This window comes from Acidobacteriota bacterium (assembly GCA_040752915.1).
Taxonomy (GTDB): Bacteria; Acidobacteriota; UBA4820; order UBA4820; family DSQY01; genus JBFLVU01.
The window spans coordinates 1-21131 of the sequence record JBFMHB010000017.1 but is presented as its reverse complement, the minus strand read 5'-3'; the positions used below and the strand labels follow the sequence as shown (position 1 = coordinate 21131).

General features: G+C 66.6%; 22 protein-coding genes. 8 read left to right on the top strand and 14 right to left on the bottom strand.

Translation table 11 applies throughout. From position 1 onward, the window contains the following. The first annotated feature begins 61 nt into the window (after positions 1-61). Positions 62-1354, top strand: coding sequence for a porin (locus AB1824_04990; GenBank protein MEW5764313.1), 1293 nt, complete (start codon positions 62-64; stop codon positions 1352-1354). Positions 1355-1410: 56 nt separating this feature from the next. Here AB1824_04990 and AB1824_04985 read toward each other — a convergent pair whose 3' ends face one another. Then, positions 1411-2718: a hypothetical protein gene (locus tag AB1824_04985; GenBank protein MEW5764312.1), complete on the bottom strand. Its 1308-nt coding sequence runs from the start codon at positions 2716-2718 to the stop codon at positions 1411-1413. Positions 2719-2878: 160 nt separating this feature from the next. On the opposite strand from AB1824_04985, the gene AB1824_04980 reads away from it, so the two are divergent. Then, positions 2879-3640, top strand: a complete 762-nt coding sequence (locus AB1824_04980; GenBank protein MEW5764311.1) for a tetratricopeptide repeat protein — start codon at positions 2879-2881, stop codon at positions 3638-3640. A 9-nt stretch (positions 3641-3649) separates the two neighbouring features. Here the strand turns inward: AB1824_04980 and AB1824_04975 are convergent, their stop codons facing one another. The 5 genes from AB1824_04975 to AB1824_04955 all read right to left on the bottom strand — a co-directional run bounded on the left by AB1824_04975 (position 3650) and on the right by AB1824_04955 (position 8406). Further along, the gene (locus tag AB1824_04975; GenBank protein ID MEW5764310.1) at positions 3650-5686 is read right to left on the bottom strand and encodes an oligopeptide transporter, OPT family; all 2037 of its coding nucleotides are present in this window, start codon (positions 5684-5686) and stop codon (positions 3650-3652) included. A gap of 91 nt (positions 5687-5777) precedes the next feature. Further along, positions 5778-6650 carry an outer membrane protein assembly factor BamD gene (gene bamD / locus AB1824_04970; GenBank protein MEW5764309.1) on the bottom strand — a complete coding sequence of 291 codons (873 nt, stop codon included), beginning with the start codon at positions 6648-6650 and terminating at the stop codon, positions 5778-5780. Beyond that, positions 6637-7050: a thioesterase family protein gene (locus tag AB1824_04965; GenBank protein MEW5764308.1), complete on the bottom strand. Its 414-nt coding sequence runs from the start codon at positions 7048-7050 to the stop codon at positions 6637-6639. The genes bamD and AB1824_04965 overlap by 14 nt, the downstream gene beginning before the upstream one ends. Then, positions 7037-7711: a ribulose-phosphate 3-epimerase gene (rpe, locus tag AB1824_04960; protein ID MEW5764307.1), complete on the bottom strand. Its 675-nt coding sequence runs from the start codon at positions 7709-7711 to the stop codon at positions 7037-7039. Before rpe ends, AB1824_04965 begins: the two co-directional genes overlap by 14 nt. Further along, positions 7708-8406 carry a PASTA domain-containing protein gene (locus tag AB1824_04955; GenBank protein ID MEW5764306.1) on the bottom strand — a complete coding sequence of 233 codons (699 nt, stop codon included), beginning with the start codon at positions 8404-8406 and terminating at the stop codon, positions 7708-7710. The genes rpe and AB1824_04955 overlap by 4 nt, the downstream gene beginning before the upstream one ends. Positions 8407-8598: 192 nt before the next feature. On the opposite strand from AB1824_04955, the gene accD reads away from it, so the two are divergent. Together accD and AB1824_04945 are read left to right on the top strand one after the other, a co-directional pair. Next, positions 8599-9459 (top strand): acetyl-CoA carboxylase, carboxyltransferase subunit beta, encoded by an 861-nt coding sequence (accD, locus tag AB1824_04950; protein MEW5764305.1) that lies wholly within the window; start codon positions 8599-8601, stop codon positions 9457-9459. Further along, the gene (locus AB1824_04945) at positions 9456-10751 is read left to right on the top strand and encodes a folylpolyglutamate synthase/dihydrofolate synthase family protein (GenBank protein MEW5764304.1); all 1296 of its coding nucleotides are present in this window, start codon (positions 9456-9458) and stop codon (positions 10749-10751) included. The genes accD and AB1824_04945 overlap by 4 nt, the downstream gene beginning before the upstream one ends. On the opposite strand, the gene AB1824_04940 is transcribed toward AB1824_04945, so the two are convergent. From AB1824_04940 to AB1824_04920, 5 genes are all read right to left on the bottom strand, one after another. Continuing rightward, positions 10691-11554: a WYL domain-containing protein gene (locus tag AB1824_04940; GenBank protein MEW5764303.1), complete on the bottom strand. Its 864-nt coding sequence runs from the start codon at positions 11552-11554 to the stop codon at positions 10691-10693. The two genes, AB1824_04945 and AB1824_04940, sit on opposite strands and share 61 nt — an antisense overlap. Positions 11555-11731: 177 nt before the next feature. Next, positions 11732-12148 carry a YraN family protein gene (locus tag AB1824_04935; GenBank protein MEW5764302.1) on the bottom strand — a complete coding sequence of 139 codons (417 nt, stop codon included), beginning with the start codon at positions 12146-12148 and terminating at the stop codon, positions 11732-11734. Between the two features lie 17 nt (positions 12149-12165). Beyond that, positions 12166-12684: a hypothetical protein gene (locus AB1824_04930; GenBank protein MEW5764301.1), complete on the bottom strand. Its 519-nt coding sequence runs from the start codon at positions 12682-12684 to the stop codon at positions 12166-12168. Then, positions 12677-13177, bottom strand: coding sequence for a hypothetical protein (locus tag AB1824_04925; GenBank protein MEW5764300.1), 501 nt, complete (start codon positions 13175-13177; stop codon positions 12677-12679). Before AB1824_04925 ends, AB1824_04930 begins: the two co-directional genes overlap by 8 nt. After that, positions 13167-13727, bottom strand: a complete 561-nt coding sequence (locus AB1824_04920; GenBank protein MEW5764299.1) for a sigma-70 family RNA polymerase sigma factor — start codon at positions 13725-13727, stop codon at positions 13167-13169. The genes AB1824_04925 and AB1824_04920 overlap by 11 nt, the downstream gene beginning before the upstream one ends. Positions 13728-13872: 145 nt before the next feature. On the opposite strand from AB1824_04920, the gene lpxC reads away from it, so the two are divergent. Then, positions 13873-14763, top strand: a complete 891-nt coding sequence (gene lpxC / locus AB1824_04915) for a UDP-3-O-acyl-N-acetylglucosamine deacetylase (GenBank protein MEW5764298.1) — start codon at positions 13873-13875, stop codon at positions 14761-14763. Between the two features lie 231 nt (positions 14764-14994). Here the strand turns inward: lpxC and topA are convergent, their stop codons facing one another. Continuing rightward, positions 14995-17346, bottom strand: coding sequence for a type I DNA topoisomerase (gene topA / locus AB1824_04910; protein MEW5764297.1), 2352 nt, complete (start codon positions 17344-17346; stop codon positions 14995-14997). Continuing rightward, the gene (dprA, locus tag AB1824_04905) at positions 17346-18458 is read right to left on the bottom strand and encodes a DNA-processing protein DprA (GenBank protein MEW5764296.1); all 1113 of its coding nucleotides are present in this window, start codon (positions 18456-18458) and stop codon (positions 17346-17348) included. Before dprA ends, topA begins: the two co-directional genes overlap by 1 nt. 131 nt (positions 18459-18589) lie before the next feature. On the opposite strand from dprA, the gene AB1824_04900 reads away from it, so the two are divergent. From AB1824_04900 to AB1824_04890, 3 genes are all read left to right on the top strand, one after another. Further along, positions 18590-19177, top strand: coding sequence for a sigma-70 family RNA polymerase sigma factor (locus tag AB1824_04900; protein MEW5764295.1), 588 nt, complete (start codon positions 18590-18592; stop codon positions 19175-19177). A gap of 87 nt (positions 19178-19264) precedes the next feature. After that, entirely contained in the window at positions 19265-19564 is a 300-nt protein-coding gene (locus AB1824_04895) for a zf-HC2 domain-containing protein (GenBank protein ID MEW5764294.1), read from the top strand. A 28-nt stretch (positions 19565-19592) separates the two neighbouring features. After that, positions 19593-20105, top strand: coding sequence for a TlpA disulfide reductase family protein (locus AB1824_04890; GenBank protein MEW5764293.1), 513 nt, complete (start codon positions 19593-19595; stop codon positions 20103-20105). Positions 20106-20119: 14 nt separating this feature from the next. Here AB1824_04890 and AB1824_04885 read toward each other — a convergent pair. Continuing rightward, positions 20120-21131: MBL fold metallo-hydrolase (locus AB1824_04885; protein MEW5764292.1), on the bottom strand; the 1012-nt coding region annotated here is incomplete at its 5' end.

The window sequence follows — 21131 nt, the reverse complement described above, 5'->3', positions numbered from 1 at the left end:
TCGAGGGGCGGGCCTATCCTGGGGTCAGCCGGGGTGGACCGCCGGTTTCAGGAGGGGGGCCATGAAGCGTTGGACCGCGTGGGTGCTGATGACCGCGACTGTCTCTTGCCTTTCTCTGAGGGCGCAGACGCCTGTGGGTGAACTGGAATCCCTCCAGGCCGAATTGCGCGCCGCCCAGGAATCCTTGAAGGCCCAGCAGGCCATCGTGGAGGGACTTCAACGTCGTGTGGCCGACCTGGAAGCGCGGGCGGCGGATCCCCCTGCTCCCCCCGCGGGCGGACCGGCCGCAAAGCCCTCCAAGGATGTCCCCCCGCGGGCCGAGTGGAAGGCCGGGACGACTCGACTTAGCTTTCCTCTCGCGGAGCTGCGCCTGACCAACCGGCTCCAGTTCCGAGGGACCTGGACAGACTCCTCGGACCCCGCCGAGGAAGACACCGGGGCCTTCAAGGTCCGCCGGTTCAAGACCCAGATACAAGGCTGGGCCTACACCCCCGACCTGACGTTCCTCCTCCAGGTCGATTGGGCCAACTCCAACACGAGCCTGGGCATCCTCGACGACGCCGCGGTCAACTACGACTTCACCCAAGGGCGGGGGCGCTTCCAGATCAAGGCGGGCCAATTCAAGACGCCCTTCGGCCGCCAGAGCCTCGCCTCCACCCGGACCGACATGTTCGCCGACCGCTCCTTCGTCACCTACGCGTTCTGTTCCATCCGGGATGTGGGCCTCATGGTCCACGGCAAGACGGGGCCGAAGGCCGTGCCGGACCTGGTGGAATACGCGGTGGGGCTTTTCAACGGAGAGGGAAGGAGCCAGTACGAGAACCTGGACGGGAACTACCAGAAAAACCTCCGGCTCGTGGTGAGCCCCTGGGGTTCGGCGGGCTACGACGAGGCTAGCCCCGAGCCCGTCCCCTCCGCCCGCCTCTCCCTCGGCGCCGCTTACGAGGAAAACGACCGCCGCCTGAAGGACAGCCAGGGCCTTTACGCATCCGGAGCGAAACACGAAACCCGAGGCTACGACCTCCTGTTCAAGTACGGCCGCTGGACGGCCTACGGAGAGTACTTCGACCGCCACTCCCGGCACGCGACGGGCGAGGTCGTGAAGTCGGACGGCCTGAACGCGCAGATCGGATTCCTGGTCGTGCCGAGTCGTTGGGAGATCTTCGCCGGGCGGTGGGTCCTCGATCCGGCGGGGAACGCCCTGGGGGATCGTAAGGTGGAGTGGGGCCTCGGGACCAACTTCTACTTTGCCGGATTCAGCAGCAAGCTCCAGGCCGATTGGAGACGCATCCGCGACGAACGAAAGGACTCCCGGGGCCACGAATTCCGCGTCCAATACCAGGTCCTCTTCTAGAAAGAAGAAGGGCGCCCCGAAGGGCGCCCGTTTAAGAGAGGATTGGTGGGCGCAACCTAGAATTTCACCTGCATGGTCACCTGGAAGCGGTTCTCGTTGGGGATGTTCTTGTCTCTGTGGTCCAGGCTTTCGTAGTCCAGCAGGACGTAATTGCCCTTGTGGAACTGGTAGGCCACTCCGAAGAGAGTCCTCTTCTGGCGGTCGCTGTCGGGGTCTTCCTTGTCCTTGTCGAAGTTGTCGTAACGGCCGATGACGCTCCACTTGGCGGACTCGGGGAAGCGGACCTCGGCGAAGTAGGAGTAGCCCTTCATCTTGCGCGCGTCGCCGGCCTTCCAGCCCGGGCCGTCCGAGGCGTAGACCGCGTCGCCCTTGGCGTTGCCCTTGCCCGTGTAGTACTGGCCCGTGAGCGCGACGTACTTGTGCTCGTAGCTCAGCATGAAGGCGTTGACCTTGTAGTCGGGCAGTTCCTTGGGGGGCTGGGGCTCGGCCACGTTGCCTTTGCCGTTGATGAAGAAGTAGCTGGCCTGGAGGCCGGGGATCACCTCGGGCAGGGGGCGCAGGGTCACGCGGCCCTCGATGACCTTGTTGTGGTTCTTCTCCGAAGCGTGGTACCCGCCGCCGTTGAAGACGCCCAGCTGCCAGGAGCCGTATTTTCCGGCGTAGTGGTCGTTCACGTCCTTCTTGAAGGCCTCGTCGAGCTCGGGCCCGAAGTTGGACCCGGCCATGATGCCGAAGTCGGCGGAATTGAAGAGGCCGTTGCGCTCCATGAACATGGTGTCCTGCATGCGGTACCGGTTGATGTGCTCCTCGAAGTCGAGCCAGGGCATGTGGACCATACCGATCTCTGTGTAGGGCTTGCCGAAGAAGTTGTTCCCCTTGCCGCTGAACTTGGCGTACACGTACTTCATGCGGACCTTGAGATCGCCGGTGGAGTCCTGGGTCACGTCGGGCGTGAACCGCACGGAGAACCAGGGCGTGATCTTCTTCTCCACGTTGAGGTAGCCGCGCTTGACGGTGAACTTGCTGTAGACGCTGGTCTCGTCCGGCGTGCCGTCGTACTTGTTCCCGTTCTGGTAGGACAGATACCAGAGGCCGCCGATCTTCAGGTCCTTGAGGGCCGAGGGAATCTGGGGGGCGCTCTTCTTGATCTTGGCGTCGAGACCCCCTTCGATGGACTCCTTCATCGTGGTTTCCGTGGCCGCCTGGCGCTTGACGTATTCCTCCTGCACGGCCCGTGCCTGGGATTCGGTGATGACCTTGTTTTCCACCAGGATTTTCAGAAGCGGGTCCATCTCCTGGGCCCGGACCGTCCACCCCGCCGCGAGCCCAAGGGCGCATGCGGCTGCCAACCAAGCTTTCCTCATGGTTCCTCCTTTCTCCTTCCGTCCCGAACGAATCTCTCGAGAGCCGAACCGCTGGTCAGAGGCCGAGTCTGGCGGCGCGGCGTTGCTGGCCCTTCTCGCACGTTTTTCGGGAGCGAAACACGGCCGGCCCGGTGGTACACTCGTCTCGAAGGAGGCGCCCATGCACACCATGCCCCGCCCGTGGCTGGCCATCTTCCTGGGGGTTGCCCTGGGAACGGCAACGATCGCCCAATCCCCCACAGACGCACCGCTTCTGGAACAGGCCCGCGCGGCCTACCAGCAGAGGGGCGCCGCGGCTCAGGCCCAGAAAGCCGTGGACCTGTTCGGCCGGGCCGCCGCCGCCGATCCGGCCTCCTACGAGGCGCGGTGGGAGGGCGCGAGAGCCTGCTATTTCCTGGGTACGTGGGCGAGGCCGGAGATGGAAGATGAAGAGAAGCTCGCCCTCTTTCAAGACGGGATCGAGCGGGCCAAGGCGGCCGTGGCCTTGAATCCGAAAGGGGCAGAGGGCCATTTCTGGCTCGGCGTGCTCTACGGCGTTTACGGAGAGACCAAGGGCATCTTCAAATCGCTGGCCATGGTTCCGGGCATCCAGAGCGAAATGGCCGAGTGCCTGAAGATCGACCGGGCGGTGGAAGGATACGGCCCCGACCGGCTCCTGGGGCGACTCTACTACAAGCTCCCCGGCTTCAAGGGCGGAGACAACCGGAAGTCCATCGAGCACTTGGAGAGGGCCGTCCAGGGGGAGCCTCTGAACGCCCTGAGCCGCCTGTACCTGGCCGAGACGTACCGCGCCGAGGACATGGACGAGAAGGCCCGCGAGCAACTTCGCACCATCCTGGCCATGACGCCGGACCCCAGGTGGAAAGCCGAGCATCCCGCCATCCGGTCCCAGGCCGAGGCGCTGCTCAAGAAGCTGAGCTGACCCTCCGCCTCAGCGCTCGCGGGACGCCCTGCGGAGGGCGAGGGCCACCACCGAGTACAGGGCCGCGATGACGCAGGCCTGGGCGATCACGCCGGGCCACGCCCCCAAGGGCGGCTCCCGAAAGAGGGCCAGGAAGTCGCCCCCCAGGGAGGGATAGAAGCTCGCCAGGGTGATCGGAACGGCCAGCAGGATCCCCATGAGCGCTTCGCCCGTGATGAGGCCCGAGGCGAAGAGGAGCCCCCTTTTCTCGCCCGCCGCTTCGGCCGTCTTGCGGGTCGCGTCCTCCAGGCCGCTCTTTCCCAGGGCCTCCGCGGCCCTCGAAACGGCGTAGGCCACCAGGCCCCCCACGAGAATCGTCGTGGAGAGCCGGAACGGCAGGTAGATTCCCACCGCCACGGCCAGAACGGGGGTTCGGAAGGCGCTTCCGCGAGCCTTCAGGTACAGATCCAGGGAGATGATGGCCACGGCGATGCAGGCGCCGATGGCCACCATGGTCCAGGGCAGGCCGCCCATGAACACGCCCTTCGAAACGGAGGCCATGAGGGTGGCCTGGGGCGCCGGGAGCGGTGTGGGGTGCGCCGCCATCCAGGCGGCGTCCGCGTCCATGGGGACCCCGACCCCGTACTTGAGGTTCAGGAGTTGGAGGATAGGGGCGATCACGAAGGCGGAGGAGAGGACCCCCACGATCAGCATGAACTCCTGCTTCCACGGCGTCGCGCCCACGATGTAGCCGGCCTTCAGGTCTTGGAGGTTGTCGCCCGAGATGGAGGCGGCGCAGCAGACCACGGCGCCGATGAGAATGGCCGCCGCCGGCCCCGAGGGGTTTCCGTGCCCCATGAACAGCAGGAGGACGAGGGAGGCGAAGAGGATGGTGGAAATCGTCACCCCCGAAATGGGGTTGTTCGAGGAGCCCACGAGACCCGCCATGTAGCCCGCCACCGCGGAGAAAAGGAACCCCGCCACGAGCATGATGACGGCCATTACGAGGCTGACGGCGGTGCTCTCCACCACAAGCCGGTAGACAAAGAAGAGCGGAATCACCGAGAGGGCCGAGAAGACCAGGACCCAGACCATGGGGATGTCCCGATCGGTCCGATCCACGGCGGAGCCGGCCTTCTCGTCGCGGAACGCCTGGAGACCGCTCCGCACCCCCGTCAGAAGCTGGTGCCGCATCTGGATCAGGGCCCAGAACCCGCCGACGCACATGGCCCCCACGCCGAGGAAGCGGATCTGGTCACGCCAGAGGGACGTGGCCGAGGCCACCGCCGTGCCCCCATCGGGTAGACCGTGCAGGGCCGCATACAGCGGAATGGCGATCCACCAGGAGAGGGCCCCTCCGAGGAACACGAGGACGGCGATCCTCAGTCCCACGATGAATCCCACGCCGAGCAGGGCGGGGGAGAGGTCCATGCCCAGGTAGGCCACGGAGCCGCCCACGCGCCCGCCCAGTTCAAGGGCCGAACTCCACAGCTTGAGGCCGGCTTCCTGACAGAGCTTGAGGATTCCTCCCGTTAGACCCGCGGCCACGATGACGGAGAGGTTTCCCTTTTCGCCGCGCTGGCCGGCCTTGAGCACCTCACCGGTGGCGATTCCCTCGGGGAACTTGATTTCCTTTTCGCTCTGCACGACCAACGCCCGGCGGAGGGGGACGGAGAAGAGGACGCCGATGGTTCCGCCCAGGGCGCAGATGAGGAGCGTCTGGACGTAGTCGTAATCCTTCCAAAACCCGAGTATGACCAGGCCGGGGATCGTGAAGACGGCGGCGGCCGCCACCGCTTCTCCCGCCGAGGCGGCCGTCTGGACGATGTTGTTCTCGAGGATGTTGCTCCGCCGGAAAAAGGAGAAGAGGGTCATGGAGATGACCGCCGCGGGGATGGAGGCCGACACGGTCATTCCCGCGAAGAGGCCCAGGTAGGCATTGGCGGCCGCCAGGACGACGGCGAGGATCACCCCCAAAACGATGGCCTTGAAGGTGATTTCGGGCAGATGCTGGTCCGCGGCGACGACCGGCTGGCGCGAAGGCTGGACCTCGTTCGGCTCCTTCACGGGGACCTCCTATCCCAAGGGGGAGTTCCGGCTTGGGGGCAAGGGAGCGGGTTCGGCCTTCAGAGGCGGACCACGGGAACGCTCCGGGCGATCACTTCCAGAACTGCCACCAATGGCGCGTCTTCTTCTTGGGCAGGAGGGGCTCCTCGAAGACGTCCTTCCTCTGCTTCCGGAGGGACCGCTCCTCCTTCCTCTGCACTTGGCTCAGGCGCTTCTGGGCGTCCTTGGCGAGGACCGTGCCCGGCACGGTCTCGATGATCCTCTGGTAGTAGAGGGTGGCCTCTTGCGTCTGTCCGTCCATGGCCAGGGCGTCCCCCAGGCGGTAGTAAACGACTGGGAGGTTCCAGTACTTGGGGTACTTCTCGATGACCCCTCGGTAGCGTGCGATGGCCCCCTTGGGGTGTTCGTTCTTGAGGTAGAAGTCGCCCACCTTGATCTCGTGGGCGGCGAGAAGATCGTTGATGGCCGCGAGCTTCTGTCGGGCCGGTTCGGCCTGGGCGCTCTTGGGGTAGTTGTCCACCACGGCCTGGAAGGAGTCCCGGGCGCTGCGGGCGGGGGTCATGTCCCGGTCGGGAGTTTCCACGGACTCCAGATAGGCCTCCCCGATGCGGAACTGGCAGTAGGGCGCGTCGGGGTGGGTCGGGTGAAAGGCCAGGAAGGACTGATAGCGGCTGATGGCCTCGGCGTAAGATTCCATCGTGTGGTCGATCATGTAGGCGTCGGCCGTCGCGATGGCGGCCTTGTCCTTGTACTCCCCCGCGTCCTCCCGCAGCGTGATCTGATCGAAGTACCTCCGGGCCGTGCCGGGCTTCTTCTTCTTGATGGCGGCCTGGCCCTTCTCGTACAGGACCGAGACCGGCACCACCTCCTGGTCCGGGACGTCCTTGGGCCGGCGGTGGCCACAGGACGTCGAAAGAAACGCTGCGGTGAGGGCCACGGCGGCCAAAGCGCTAAGGGTTCTCAAGGCCTTCTCCTATGAGGGCGAACAGGTCTTTCGGCACGCGCCGGGGCCTCCCCGAAAGGTCCGTGGCCACGTGTTCGGTGCGGCCACGGCAGAGGAGGGCGCCGTCGGCGACCCTTCGAAGCGAGTAGTCGAACGCGAAGCGGACCGGAGTGGCGCCGGCCAGTTCCGCCTCGATCTCCACCTCGTCGTCGTACCTCGCCGGAAGGAGGTACTCGGCCGAGGCGCGAAGGACGGGCATCCGGATGCCCGCCTCCTCGAGGGCCGCGTAGGGGATTCCCCGGGCCCGCAAATACTCCGTGCGGCCTACTTCCAGCCAGGCGAAGTAGGCGGCGTGATGGACCACGCCCATCTGGTCGGTCTCCGCGTACCTCACGCGGAGCGTGGTCCTATGGCGCCCCAAGGATCGTCTCCGTCAGCGCGCGCGCCGATTCGGCGGGGTCCGCGACCCCGAAAACGGCCGAACCCGCCACGAGCCAGTCGGCGCCCGCCTCCAGCAGGGGCGGGAGGGTGGTGGGTCCCACGCCGCCGTCCACTTCGATGGCGAAGGTGAGGGCCCGCTCCCGGCGGAGGGAGGCCAGTCGCCGGACCTTCTCCAGCGCCGAGTGGATGAACTTCTGTCCGCCGAATCCGGGATTGACGCTCATGATGAGGACGAAGTCCAGGTCGGGCAGGACCACCGAGAGGGTCTCGACGGGAGTGGAGGGGTTGAGGGCGACCCCGGGACTCATCCCCAGCTCGCGGATCGCCTGGACCGTCCGGTGCAGGTGGGGGCAAGCCTCTTGATGGACGGAGAGGAGGTCCGTCCCCGCCGAGGCGAAGGCCCCGAGGTACCGGTCCGGCTCGTCGATCATGAGGTGGCAGTCGATGGGCAGTTCGGTTGCGGACCGGAGGCGCTCCACCACCGGAGGGCCCAGGGTGATGTTCGGAACGAAATGGCCGTCCATCACGTCCACGTGGAGGAGGCCCGCGTGGGGTTCGATCCGGCGGACGGCTTCCCCCAAGGCGGCGAAATCGGCCGACAAGATGCTCGGAGCGAGGCATCGGCTGGGTGGGGTCCTCATGGCCGGCTCACCGAGAGGTGGACGACGTTGCGGCGGTCCAGCGGGAACCCCGGGCGGGGCTCCTGGTCCACGATGGTGTTCCTTCCCACTCCCGGAAGGGCCACCGTGCGGGCGCTGGCCACCAGGATCCCGTACTCCTGGAGCCCGGCGGTTGCCTGGTCCAGGTCCATGCCCCGCAAGTCGGGCATGACGAAGGTGGGGGACGACGGGCCGAGGCTCACGAGCAGTCCGATTTCCTGGTCACGCGGAACGGCCGCGCCCGGCGCAAGGGTCTGGGCCACGACGGTCGAAGCGGGCGCGGCGGAGTGGACGTAGCTGGCGGAGGCGGGAGTCAATCCCGTCTGCTGGGCCTGAATCTGGGCGGCTTCCAGCCGAAGGCCTCTCAGGTCCGGGACCTCCAGGCGGTCGATGCCCCGGCTTACGACCACCGAAAGTGTCATCCCCTTCCGCACGGACATGCCCGGGGCGGGGGACTGAGAGATGACGCGGCCCTTCTCCATCCGGAGGTCGTACCGCTCCTCCTGAACCCGGAAGGCGAGTTTGGCCCGCTGGGTCTCCCACTCCGCCTGCTCGCGTGTCAGGCCCGAGACGTGCGGGACGCTGGTTCCGCTCCCGAAAAGGGACACGCGGATCAGCAGAGCCACCCCCGCCAGGACGCCCAGTCCGAACAGGCCGGCGTAAACGAAGAACTTCACCAGACGCAAGGCCGCCTCCAGGCCCGGGCAGTGTACCACAGGGACCCGGAGAAGAGTCGGGGGGTACGGGGAGGCAGGGGACCGCGCCGGGGTTCACGCCGGGCACTGCCCTCGGGCCTCCCTTCGCTGCCGACCCACGAGGGGTTTACGCGGCCATACCCCGTTGGATATACTCCCCGGGGAGTCAAGGGGATGTGGTTTCGGCAGAAGAAAAAGCCGGAAGTGCAGGATGGGGAGGAGCGCTCCGTCAAGGTACCGGCCGGTCTGTGGAGCAAGTGTGAGAACTGCGGGCAGGTCCTCTTCTCCCAGACCGTCGAGGAAAACAACAACGTCTGCCCGAAGTGCGACTACCACTTCCGCATCTCCGCCCGGCAGCGCCTCCAGATGCTCTGCGACGGGGGCGAATTCGAGGAGCTGGATTCGGAGGTCGGCCCCAAGGACGTCCTCGGATTCAAGGACCTGAAGAAGTACTCGGACCGCCTCGCCCAGTACCAGAAGTCCGTGGGCATGAAGGACGCCGTCCTCAACGCCCGGGGAAAGATGGGTGGGCTCCCCGTCATCTTCTCCTGCATGGAGTACGCCTTCATGGGCGGATCCATGGGCAGCGTCGTGGGCGAGAAGATCACGCGCGCCGCCGAGCGGGCCGCCGCCGAGCGGGCCGCCCTCGTGGTCGTCTCCTGCTCGGGCGGGGCCCGGATGCAGGAGTCGGTCCTCTCTCTCATGCAGATGGCCAAGGTGTCGGCGGCCCTCGCCCGCCTTCACGAGGAGGGGCTGCCTTACCTCTCCGTCATGACCGATCCGACGACGGGCGGGGTCACGGCTTCCTTCGCCATGCTTGGAGACGTGAACGTGGCGGAACCCAAGGCCCTCATCGGCTTTGCGGGCCCACGGGTGATCGAGCAGACCATCCGCCAGAAGCTGCCCGAAGGGTTCCAACGCTCCGAATTCCTCCTTGAAAAGGGCTTTCTCGACCTGGTGATCCACCGCAACCAGCTTCGGGAGACCCTCGTTCGTCTCATCGCGCTCCTGACGGGGACCTCACCGGCCCCATGAACCACGCCGAAAGCCTCGCCTACCTCGAACGGCTGACGTGGTTCGGGATCAAGGCGGGATTGGACCATACAAGAACCCTCTGCCGCCGCCTCGGTCACCCCGAACGGGCCTTCCCCAGCGTGCTCGTGGCGGGAACCAACGGGAAGGGTTCCACGGCGGCCTTCCTGGAAGCCATCCTCCGGGCCTCCGGGCGGCGGACCGGCCTCTACACATCGCCCCACCTCGTGGACGTCCGGGAGAGGATCCGGGTGGACGGGGCCGCGATCTCCCCGGACGGATTCGCACGGGTCCTGTCGGAGGTCCGGGAAGCGGCCGAGAATGCCCTGAAGGACCGCGAAGTGGAAACGGATCCCACGTACTTCGAGGCCCTGACCCTCACCGCGTTCCTTCATTTTCGAGGCCAGGGGGTGGATGCCGCGGTGCTGGAGGTGGGGCTTGGAGGGCGCCTGGACTGCACGAACGTGGCGCCCGCGATCCTTTGCGCTGTAACGAACGTGGGCATGGACCACGAGGAGCACCTGGGGCCGGGACTCCTGAGCATCGCGCGGGAAAAGGCGGGGATCTTCCGGCCGGGCGTGCCGGCCCTCACCGGGGCAAGGGGCACGTGGGCCCTGAGGATCCTGCGTCAGGAAGCGCGGCGGCGGGGGACCCGGCTCGGCCTCCCGGACTGGAGCGTGGAAAAGCACGGGGACGGGTGGCACATGGCTGCCGGGACCCGGCACCTGGACCTGCCCTATCCGGCTCTGCCGGGGGAGCACCAGTTGGGGAACGCGGCCCTGGCCGTCCGGTGCGCGTGGGAACTGGACGAGTGCGGATTCGCCATCCCGGACCAGGCCATCCGCCGGGGGATTCTGGAGGCAAGGTGGCCCGGGCGCCTGGAACTCGTGGGGCGGGAGCCGGACGTGTACCTGGACGGGGCCCACAACCTCGACGGATGCGAGGTGTTGGCGCGGTTCGTGGCCGAACTCCCCCATCCGAGAAAGGCCCTCGTCTTCGCCGTCATGCGCGACAAGCCCGTGGCCGACATGGCGAGCCGGCTCTTCCCCCTTTTCGGAAAGGTGTGGGCCACGTCGGTTCCCATGGGTCGGTGCCTGGACCCGGCCGGCGTGCGGGCCGCCTGGCCGGGGGAACTGGAGGAGATGCCCGACCCCGCGGCGGCCTTGAAGGCCGCCGCGGAATGGTCGGGGCGGGAGGGCGTTGTCGTGGCGGCGGGGAGCCTCTACCTCGTCGGCTACCTCCTGGGCCTTTCCAGGCCCGAGGGATCCCTGAACTCCTGGGGAAGCGGCCTCTGACCCCAGACCCGGTGCAGGAGATGGTCCCTCAGGAGGGAGCGCAGGAGGGAGGGCTCCTCCGCGGAAACCCCGTCACCCGCCAGGTGGAGGAAGCGGCGGACGTCTTCCATGCTGTCCGTGGTGAAGCGGATGCGGGTTTCCCCGCCGGATTCTCGAACCTCCTGGTCTTCGGTGAGCAACAACCCCCTGGCCCAGGGCTTTCCGGCGCTGAACCGCAGACTTACGCGAAAGCCCTGCCCCTTTCGGATCCAGCCTCCAGCCTGACGGATAAGACGCTCGCCCGGGGCGGGGGGAGGAAAGGTCTCCTCCCTGGAGCGGATCTGGGCGAGGGACGCCAGGGGCAAGTTCGCGAGGCTGTCGGTATCGGGTCGGAACCCGAACAGGACCCATTCGCCCCCAAACCGGGAGAGAAAGTAGGGGTGAAACGGAAAGGACTCGCCTTCTTCGCCAAGGCTGAGGGTCACCGCCTTCCCGCCATAGAGCGCCTCATGGAGCACCTCCATGTCCTGCTTCAAACCCTCCCGCGGAGGCAGGAGGCCTGCGGCCATGCGGAGGGGTTCTCGGGCCTCTTCGAAGAGGTCCAGGAGCGGCACGGGGTGGGCGTAGTGGTATCCGTGGAGCCGGTCGTGCGCGACGGGGAGTTTGAGGTCATCCTTCATGTACCGGAGGTCGCGGCAGAGGGTTCGAACGGTGACCGAAAGTCGATGGGCCATGGACTCGAGGGTGTTCTTTCCGCCGGCCCGGAGCATTCCGTCTATGGCCTGCACGCGCTTCCGGGTGGCCAGATATCTCTCGGGCGCCACGGTCTCCCCCCTCGGCCCCCATCATAGCAAGAGGCGTGCCCGGGGAGGCGCGGGCCAAGTCATTGAAGGAGCGAGAAGAGCAATCCGCGTCCGGTAGACGGGATGGATCGTCGTCAGAACGAGTTGTTCTGTCCGCGATACGGCTTGGGGAGGGTCCGGGGGCTCCCTCGGTCCGGGTCATCTCCCCCGGTCGAAGGGGAGGGCGTCCTGGATGTGGGTCAGGCGGGGCGCTCCTCCGCCTTCGGGGTAGTCCAGCGCCACCACATCGGCACGCAGCCGGGCCAGAGAGAACCCCTTGCGTCGGGCGAAGGCGCGTCCGGCGCGCAGGACTCGACGGGCCTTTTCGGAGGTGACGGCCTCGAGGGCGGAACCGAAACGGCTCGAGCGCCGCGTCTTGACCTCCACGACGACCAGCCAGCCCTCCTTCTCCACGAGGAGATCGGCCTCTCCGCCCCGGATCCGGAAGTTCCTCGCCAAGATCCGGTACCCGTGGGATTCGAGGTAGCGGCCGGCCAGACGCTCTCCCTCCCGGGCCGTGCGGTCGCGAGACCGGGCCCACGGGAGCCCCAGGACCCGAAGCAGCCAGGACCACACGGATTATCCTCCCACGCTTACGGAAGCGGCTCCGGGCCGCCCCCGCGCCCCCTTCTCGGGGCGGCGGGGCCGCGGTCCGCCAGTCGTTCGAGGAGCTGGCGGCGGAGGAGGAGGAACTGAACCTGCTGCCGGGGGGTAAGGGCCTCCATCAGCCTCCCCTCCTCGGCCTTCAGGGCCGCTTCGAAGCGCTCCTGCTCGGAGCGGAATTGGGCCACGTCTTCGCGAAGGTCCTTTTCGGGCGTGCCGGGGTCCTGGACATGCGCCTCAAAGGTCCTCCCCATGGTTCGAAGGGCCGTCTGATGGGCGGAGCGGAGGTCCTCCATCGCCTTCAGGGAATCCATCACCTTGAGGGTCTGGGCATCCGAGAGGCCCAGGGTTTCGCGCATGCGCTGGACGACGTAGAGACGACCCACTTCCCGGCGCTGCCGGCCCACGGAGGCGTCCGGCGGGTCGGGAGGCGGGGGCAGGGTCTGGGCCGCCAGGGAAAGGCTCCCCGCCAGAAGGATCGAACCCGCGAGAAACCAACGTCTAGCCATTCTCCCCTCCGAAGAGCGAAGCCTCGAGCCCATCTCCGCTCCCATCTTCGTCTTCCAGGGCCTCTTCCGCAACGGCCTCGGCTTCCTGCAACAGGGCAAGGGTGGCGTTCTCCATCGAAAGGTCCCATCCGAGGGCCGCCATGGAGGAGATCGGGGGCACCGATTGCGGAAGTGATTCCCCTTCCCGGGCCGGAAGAAGGCGCAGGCCGGCGGCGAGCGCGGCGCAGAGAAGGAAGGATGCCGCCAGGGAACTCCAGCGCGCGGAGGCCTTGGGGTGCCGGCCCGACCGTCCAGGAATCGGCCGGGCCAGGGCCGCGATCCGGGCCTCCCAGATCTCGTTCTGCGGGGCGGCGGGGGCCGCCTCGACCAGGTCCTCCTCCAGGCGCCGGAGGCCCTCGAGCTCTTCTCGGCAGGTTTCGCAGGAGGAGAGGTGCTCGGTCCAGGGACCGGTCTCCCCGGCCAAGGCCTTCGTCAGAAATTCCTCATGGCTCATGGGAGGCCTCCAAGCGCCCTCGCAGGTTCCTCAGGGCGAAGAAATAGTGGGCCTTGGCCGTTCCCTCGGCCACGGAAAGAACCCCCGCGATTTCCCGAAAGGTGAGGTCCTCCCAGGTCTTCAGGATCACGACGGCCCTCTGCTGGGGAGGGAGGGAAAGCAGGGCGCGCCGGAGGGATTCGGCCCGTTGTTTTTGAAGGGCTTGGGCCTGGGGCGACAAGGAGGGCGAAGCCCCGTCCGGCGGATCCCCCACCTCCTCCCGTCGGGCGGAGGCGGAGGCAAGATGGTTGAGGGCCAAATTGTGGGCGATCCGGTACAGATAGCTCCGGACGGAGCAGTCCCCCCGGAAGTCGGAAAGGCTCTGGGCAAATCGGAGAAACGTCTCTTGGGTGAGGTCCTCCGCTTCCGCCGGATCCCTCAGAAGTCCCGATAGGTACCGCTTTAGCGGCCCGGCGAAGCCCTTCACGAGTTCCCGAAAGGCCCCTTCGTCGCCGTTCTTGAGAGATTCCAGCCATGGCTCGCGGTCCTCCGCCATCCGTCGCTCCGACATGGAGACCATTCTAGGGCCGGAAGCGTTTAATGGAAGAGAAGGCCACAGGGGTGTGTCACAGAGGACACAATGGAACGACCAAGTCGTTGCAATGCCGTGCCGTCCCGCTGGCACCTCTCTTGCTAAAAGCGCCCGGGAGGTGTGCGTGTACTACCAGCGGACGCTGAAACAGGCGCTCGGATGCAGCGGAATCGGCCTGCATTCCGGCAAGAAGGTCACCCTGCGCCTGCTACCGGCTCCCGAAGATACGGGAATCGTGTTCCGCCGCGTGGATCAGGACGGATTCGAAATTCCCGCGCACATCTCGTACCTGCAGAAAGTGGACTTCGCCACCACCCTGGGCGCCGGCGGCGTCCAGATCAAGACCGTGGAGCACCTTCTCGGGGCCTTTTACGGAATGGGAATCGACAACGCCCTGGTGGAGATCAACGCCTCGGAGATCCCCATCATGGACGGGTCGGCGGCCCCCTTCATCTATCTGATCCGCGAAGCGGGAGCCGTCAACCAGGCGCGGGCGCGGCGGTACTACAAGGTGTCCCGCCCCATGGAGGTGCAGGAGGCGGACCGCTGGATCCGGATCGTACCGTCCGAAGATCTAAGGGTCTCGTACACCATCGATTTCCGACACCCGCTGATTCACCAGCAGACCCTTACCCTTCCCATCCACCCGTCCACCTTCGAAGACCAGATCGCCCCGGCCCGCACCTTCGGCTTCATGAAAGACGTGGAGGCCCTTCGGGTCAAGGGATTGGCTCTTGGGGGGTCGGTGGACAACGCGGTCGTCTTGGGAGAGAGCCGGGCGCTCAACCCCGACCTCCGCTTCCTCAACGAATTCGTCCGGCACAAGGTCCTCGACGTCCTGGGGGACCTCTCCCTCTGCGGATTCCACGTCAAGGGCCACGTCATGGTTCACAAGGGCGGACACCGGTTGCACGCGGAAATGGCCAAACTGCTCCACATCTCTCGGGGCATGCACGCCATCGAGTCCGGACCGGAGGACGCCGCCGTCCTGGGGCTCTCGCCCCCACTCGCCTAGCCTCCTTACTCAACTTCCTTCCTCCAACCATCGAGGGCCGTTCGGCCCTCCTTTTTTTCCCCACCCCAAATCGTCCCCTGAAACGGCGCGCCGGGCGGCTTGCGGTTCAGGCCGGCCCCCTTCGCCCGGAACGAGGGATTCGGCGCCGACGGGCGGAAAGGGGACTCTGGACAGGTCCCGCGTCCCCGGGGAAGGTTCCGGGGCGGGAAGCGGCGCTGCCGGAAGGAGGTGTCACTCGGTCCAGCCGCACTCCTTTTTCGGGCAGGCCTTGAAAGAGGAGTCCGCCTTGCGGCGCTCCACGAGATACGGGTTGCCGCACGCGGGACAGGGGCCGGGCAGGGGGCGGTCCCAGGAGACGAAGTCGCACTCCGGGTAGCCCGTGCACCCGAAGAAAGCTTTGCGGCCCCTCGTGAATCGCTTGGCCAGGGGCTTTCCGCACTTGGGGCACGGGACCTCCGACGATTCGCGCTGGATGTACTTGCAGGTGGGGTAGTTGGAGCAGGCCACAAAGGGACCGTACCGCCCCTGCTTTTTCACCAGCGGCGAGGCGCATTGGGGGCACTTTTCCTCGAGGAGCTCGTCCTTGGCCACCACGACGGCGCCCGAACGGTCCCGCCGGAGTTTGATCGTGGTCTTGCACTTGGGGTACTCGGCGCAGGCCAGGAACGGTCCGAACCGGCCCGTGCGGACGGTCATGGGGCTCCCGCAGGTAGGGCAGGTGGAGGCCTCCGCGGGGACCTCCACCGGCGTCTCGTCGGGAAGGGGCCGGGTGCCCTTGCAGTCGGGATACCCGGTGCAGGCCAGGAACCGGCCGAATCGGCCCATTTTCAGGACCATGGGCTTTCCGCACTTGTCGCAGACTTCCTCGGTGGGCTGTCCTTCCCGCCGCAGGTCCACCATTTCCGCTTCGGCCTTCGCGAGCTCCTTGTGAAAGGACGCCCAGAAGCGGGAGAGCAGGGTGAGCCGGTCCTCGGAACCCTGTTCCACCCCGTCCAGGTCCTCCTCGAGACGGGCGGTGTAGCCCACGTCGAAAAGAGCGGGGAAGTGCTGGACGAGGATTCGGCTCACGAGGCGTCCCAGGTCCGTCGGGTGAAGGAGCCCCTTCTCCTTCTGGACGTACTCCCGGTCCTGGATCGTGGAGATGATGGCGGCGTAGGTGGACGGCCGGCCGATCCCGTTCTCCTCCAGGGCCTTCACCAGGGAGGCCTCGGAATACCGGGCCGGGGGCTCGGTGAATTTCTGTTCCGGCTTCAGGCCGAGCAGGGTCAGGGCCTCGCCCTGGCTCAAGGGGGGAAGGCTCCCCTTCTCCTCGTCCTCCTCCACCTCGTAGGCGGCCAGGAATCCCTGGAAGCGGCAGACGGACCCGGAGGCCGAGAAGGTCCCGTCGCCGCAGACGACCTGGACCTTGGTGGCGTCGAAGAGGGCTTCGGCCATCTGGCTGGCCACGAAGCGCCTCCAGATGAGGCGGTAGAGGGAGTACTCGTCCTTTCCCAGGGAGGCCTTGACCGACTCGGGGGTGCGGGCCGGGTCCGTCGGCCGGATGGCCTCGTGGGCGTCCTGAGCCGCCTTGGCGGGGGAGTAGAAGCGGGGCTTGGGCGGAAGGTACTCGGCGCCGTACACCTCCAGGACATGCTGCCTGGCCGCCTCCACGGCCGCCGGGGCGACGCGCGTCGAGTCGGTCCTCATGTAGGTGATGAGGCCCACCGTCTCGCCGCCCTGAAGGTCCACGCCTTCGTAAAGGCGCTGGGCGACGCTCATGGTTTTCTTCACGGTGAACTTCAGGAGGCGGGCGGCTTCCTGCTGCAGCTTGCTGGTGATGAACGGAGGCGGCGGCGAGCGCTTCTGGACCTTCTTCTCCACCTGCGCGACGGACCAGGGCCTTCCCTCTAAGGACCGCAGCACCTCCTCACTCTGCTCGGCGTTTCGGATGTCGGCCTTTCGGCCCTTCCACTGGGTAAGCCGCGCTTCGAAGGGCTTTCGGGCCGTCCCCTCGAGCCGGGCCGTCAAGGTCCAGTACTCCTCGGGGCGGAAGGCTTCGATGGCCTCCTCGCGCTCGCAGACCATGCGGAGGGCCACCGTCTGGACCCGCCCGGCGGACAGGCCCTTCTTGACCTTGTCCCAGAGAAGGGGAGAAATGCGGTAGCCCACAAGGCGGTCGAGGACCCGGCGGGCGATCTGGGCGTTCACCTTGCGGGGATCCACCTCGGTGGGCGCGCCCACGGCCTGCTGGACGGCGTCGCGAGTGATTTCGTGGAAAAGGACCCGTCGGATCGGCTTTCCGTCCTCTTTGAGAATCTCGGCGAGGTGGTAGCAGATGGCCTCCCCTTCCCGGTCGGGGTCCGCCGCCAGGAGGATCTCCTTGACCTTCCGGGCGGCGTCGCGGATCTCCTTGACCACGGCCTTCTTCTTGGGAAGGACGACGAAGGTCGGTCGGAAGTCCTTCTCCACGTCCACGGAGATCTTGTTCGAGGGCAGGTCCCGAACATGGCCCATGGAGGCCTTCACGGTGAATCCGCGTCCGAGGTACTTCTGGATGGCGCGGGCCTTGGCGGGGGATTCGACGATGAGCAGGGTTTCCGGCATCAGGTGGGCTCCCGGAGCGCGCGCTTGAGGGCGTAGCGCATTCCCGGCAATTCTACACAGTACCCCCCCATTTGCAACTCGAAGAGCCGCGCCAGGACCTCGGCGGCCGGCAGGCCGGTGGCGGCGCAAAGGGTGTCCACCGAGCGGGCGGAGTCCGGGGACAGGTGGGCCAGGACCTTGCGGCCCTCCTCGGAGAGGTCCGCAGGCGTGGAGGCGCGATCCGACTCCGATGTTTCAGGTTTCAGGGCCGCCCGGATCCCTTCGGGCAACTCCTCCACGACATCCGAGACCTGGAGCACGAGTTTGGCGCCCCGTTGGATGAGCGAGTTGGGTCCGATTCCGGTTCGCGAGGTCAGGTTGTGGGGGATCGCGAACACTTCTCGACCCGTTTCAGCCGCGAAACGTGCCGTGATGAGAGATCCCGAACGCTCGGTGGCTTCCACCACCAAGACACCCCAGGCCAGGCCCGCAATAACCCGGTTGCGCTGGGGGAAATTCCGGGGGTGGGGAGGTGTGCCGGGAGGGAATTCCGTCAGCACCGCGCCACCCGATTCCAGAATCCGCCGGTGAAGCCCCTCGTTCTCCCGTGGATAGACCCTGTCGGGTCCCGTTCCCAGGACGGCCAGGGCCCGTCCTGGGACGGAGAGGGACCCCTCGTGGGCGGCCGTGTCGATGCCACGGGCCAGGCCGCTCACCACGCAGAGGCCGGCGCGGACCAGGTCTCCCGCCAGCGAGCGGGCCACCCCGAGACCGTACACCGTCGAGAGCCGCGAACCCACCACGGCGATGGCCGGAGGTTTCAGGGTTTCAAGACGCCCCCTCACGTACAGGGCCGGTGGTGGATCGGGGAGGCTCCGAAGGCGCTCCGGGTACTCTTCATCGGCCCAGGACAAGATGCGAATCCCCTTTGATTCGAGGTCTTTATCCTCCTCAAGGGCGGCCTCCCAATTTAGATTGGCAACTGCTTTGCTAAGACTTGGGTGGACCTCCGGAACGGAACCGCCGGACCGCATCCGGAGGAGGAGATCGGGATGGTCGAGAAGACTGGCCTTGGACGATGTGGATACCGAGTGGACGCGGTTGAGCGCGCTGTAGAGATACCGAATGTCCATGGCCCATCCATTCCAGGTCCACCTGGCTATACCACACTCCTCTCCCCGTCGGCAACGCGGCGGCGGCCGTTTCCCAAGTCGAATCCGAATCCACCTCCTAGCCATTGACCTCACACATAAGGGGATACTCCATGGTTTCTCGCACCTATTTTGAGCAGACCGCCCTCGTTCACCTGGATTTCCTCTACAACCTGGCTCTGAAGATCACGAGGAACGAGGACGACGCCCAGGACCTCGTCCAGGAAACCTTCCTCCGGGCGTACCGCTTCTTCGACAAGTACGAGCCGGGAACCAACTGCAAGGCGTGGCTCTACCGCATCCTGAAGAACACCTTCATCAACCACTACCGGAAAGTCCATCGCCGTCCCAACGAGGTGGACTTTGACGCCATCGAGGAGATCCACGAGCGGGAGCTGGAGCCCCAGGGGATGAAGATTCCGGACCCCGAGGAAACGCTCCTCAACTCCGTCTTGCGGGACGACGTGCGGCAGGCCTTCCTGAGTCTGCCCAAGGGATACCGGGAAGCGTTGGCCCTCTCGCTCATCGGGGATTTGTCCTACAAGGAGATCGCCGAGATGATGGGCTGCCCCATCGGCACCATCATGTCCAGGATCCACCGGGCCCGGAAGCTCATGCAGAAACAGCTCGCGGTCCACGCCGCGGACCACAGTTGGGCCGCGCCCTCCGTCTCCGAGCGAATGGCTCAGGCGGGAGCCTGACCGGCAGAAATATTTCGGCGTGCCGGGAGTTACTCCTCTGATGTTCCGGGGCGCCCTCCAGGGCTCTCCGGACCGGGGGAGGGCCACTTGGACTGCCGAACTTTCCGATCGCTGATTCCCCGGTACCTGGCCGGGCACTTGGACGAGGGTCCGAGGCAGGAGTTCCAGTCCCACGAGGCTTCCTGTCTCCTTTGCCACAATACCCTCAAGGGTCGGCGTTCCCTCCGGGAGTCGGTTTCCACCGGGGTCCTCGAAAACCGGTCCGCCCCGGAAGAACTCCGAGGCAGCATCCGGGTGTGCATGGAGTGCATGGACCACCCGGGCCGTCTGGTCTGCCCTCGCCTGCGCTTCAAGCTGAGGCTTGTGAAGCCGGACGCGGTCCAGTAAACTGAACCCTTGCACAGGAGATGGCTCCATGGCGCATCCTTCCCGAATTCTGGGGCGATGGTTGCTCGCGGCGGCCCTCGGCCTCGTCCTGGCCTCGCCGGCTGGGGCCGGCACCCAGGTGGGCCAGCCCGCCGAGGGGTTCACGCTCACCTCCGTCGAGGGAGGCCAATCCGTGCGTCTGGCCGACCTCAAGGGGAAGCCCACCCTCGTAGTCTTCTGGGCCACGTGGTGTCCCCCGTGCCGAAAGGAAATCCCCGACCTCAAGGCCCTCCACCGGGAATTCGGACCCAAGGGTCTGAACCTCCTCGCCGTGGCCGTCGCCTTCCGGGAGAGCAAGGAGGACGTGGTCCGCTTCAAGAAGGACTATGAGCTTCCGTATCCGGTTCTCTGGGACGAGGAGAACCGGGTATCCGAGGTGTACGGCGTGGCGGGAATTCCCACCGTGATTCTCGTGGACCCCGAAGGGGTGATCCGCTATCGTCAGCATTACCTGGACGAATCCCTCCGGACCCTGCTCCAGACCTACCTGCCGAAGGGGTAGGGGGCCCTCCCGCCTCAGGGAGGTTCCGGTCCCGCCCCCTGGCCGGCGCGGGTCAGGTGGGTCAGCCAGTCTCCGTCCCTGTGCCGGTGGAAGAGGGTGCGGCCCTGGGGGGCCGTCAGAAGGATCGCCCCGTCCCGGTCCGTCCTCAAGATCCTGGAACCCGCCCTTCCGTAGGCCTGAAGCACCGAGTCAGCGGGATGTCCAAACCGGTTGGAGCGCCCCACGCTGAAGACGGCGGCCCGGGGACGGAGGGCCTCGACCCATTCGGGGGAATTGGCGGAGGAAGCTCCGTGGTGGGGGGCCACGAGCACCTCCGCGCGCGGGAGCGCCCCGGTCCTCAGGAGGCGTGCTTCGGTCCGGCGGCCGATGTCACCCGTGAAGAGGATGGAGCGCAGGGGCCCCTGGACGATCAGCACGAGAGACCGATCGTTCTCCTCCTTTTCCTCCGCGGAGGTCCGGCCTGGATTGGCCACGCGGATCCTCCAGCGTCCGATCCCTAACTCGTCCGGGGAAGCCAGAGGCACAAGGGGGACGCCCGCCGATTGGGCCCGATCCGCGATCCGACGCGGGAGGTTTTCGCGGGGCGGATCCGTTGCCGGATACCCAAGAAAGCCGACGGGAAGATCCAGAAGCAGTTCCGGCGCGGCTCCGGCGTGGTCCGCATCCCAATGGGTCAAGAGCATCCCGCGGACCCGCCGCAACCCCGAGGCGGCGAGGAACGGCTCGATCACCGAGCGGGCGCTCGTGGGGCCCCGGGAGGAAGAGGTCCCCGCATCGATGAGCAGGGCGTCCTCCCCGTCCAGGAGGACCTGGCAGGAGGCCTGGCCCACGTCGAGGACGGCCATGGACGGAGGGAGGTCCTTCGGGTGAAGTTGAGGGTGGACCAGGGCTCCGACGGCGGAGAAGACCAGCAGGATCCATCCCGCCCGGCGCCACCGGCCCTTCCGCGCGAGAAGAACGAAGGCGCCCGCGAAAAGGGCGACCCATGTCCCGGACGGCGGCGGAAGAAAGAGGGAGGCGCTCCGA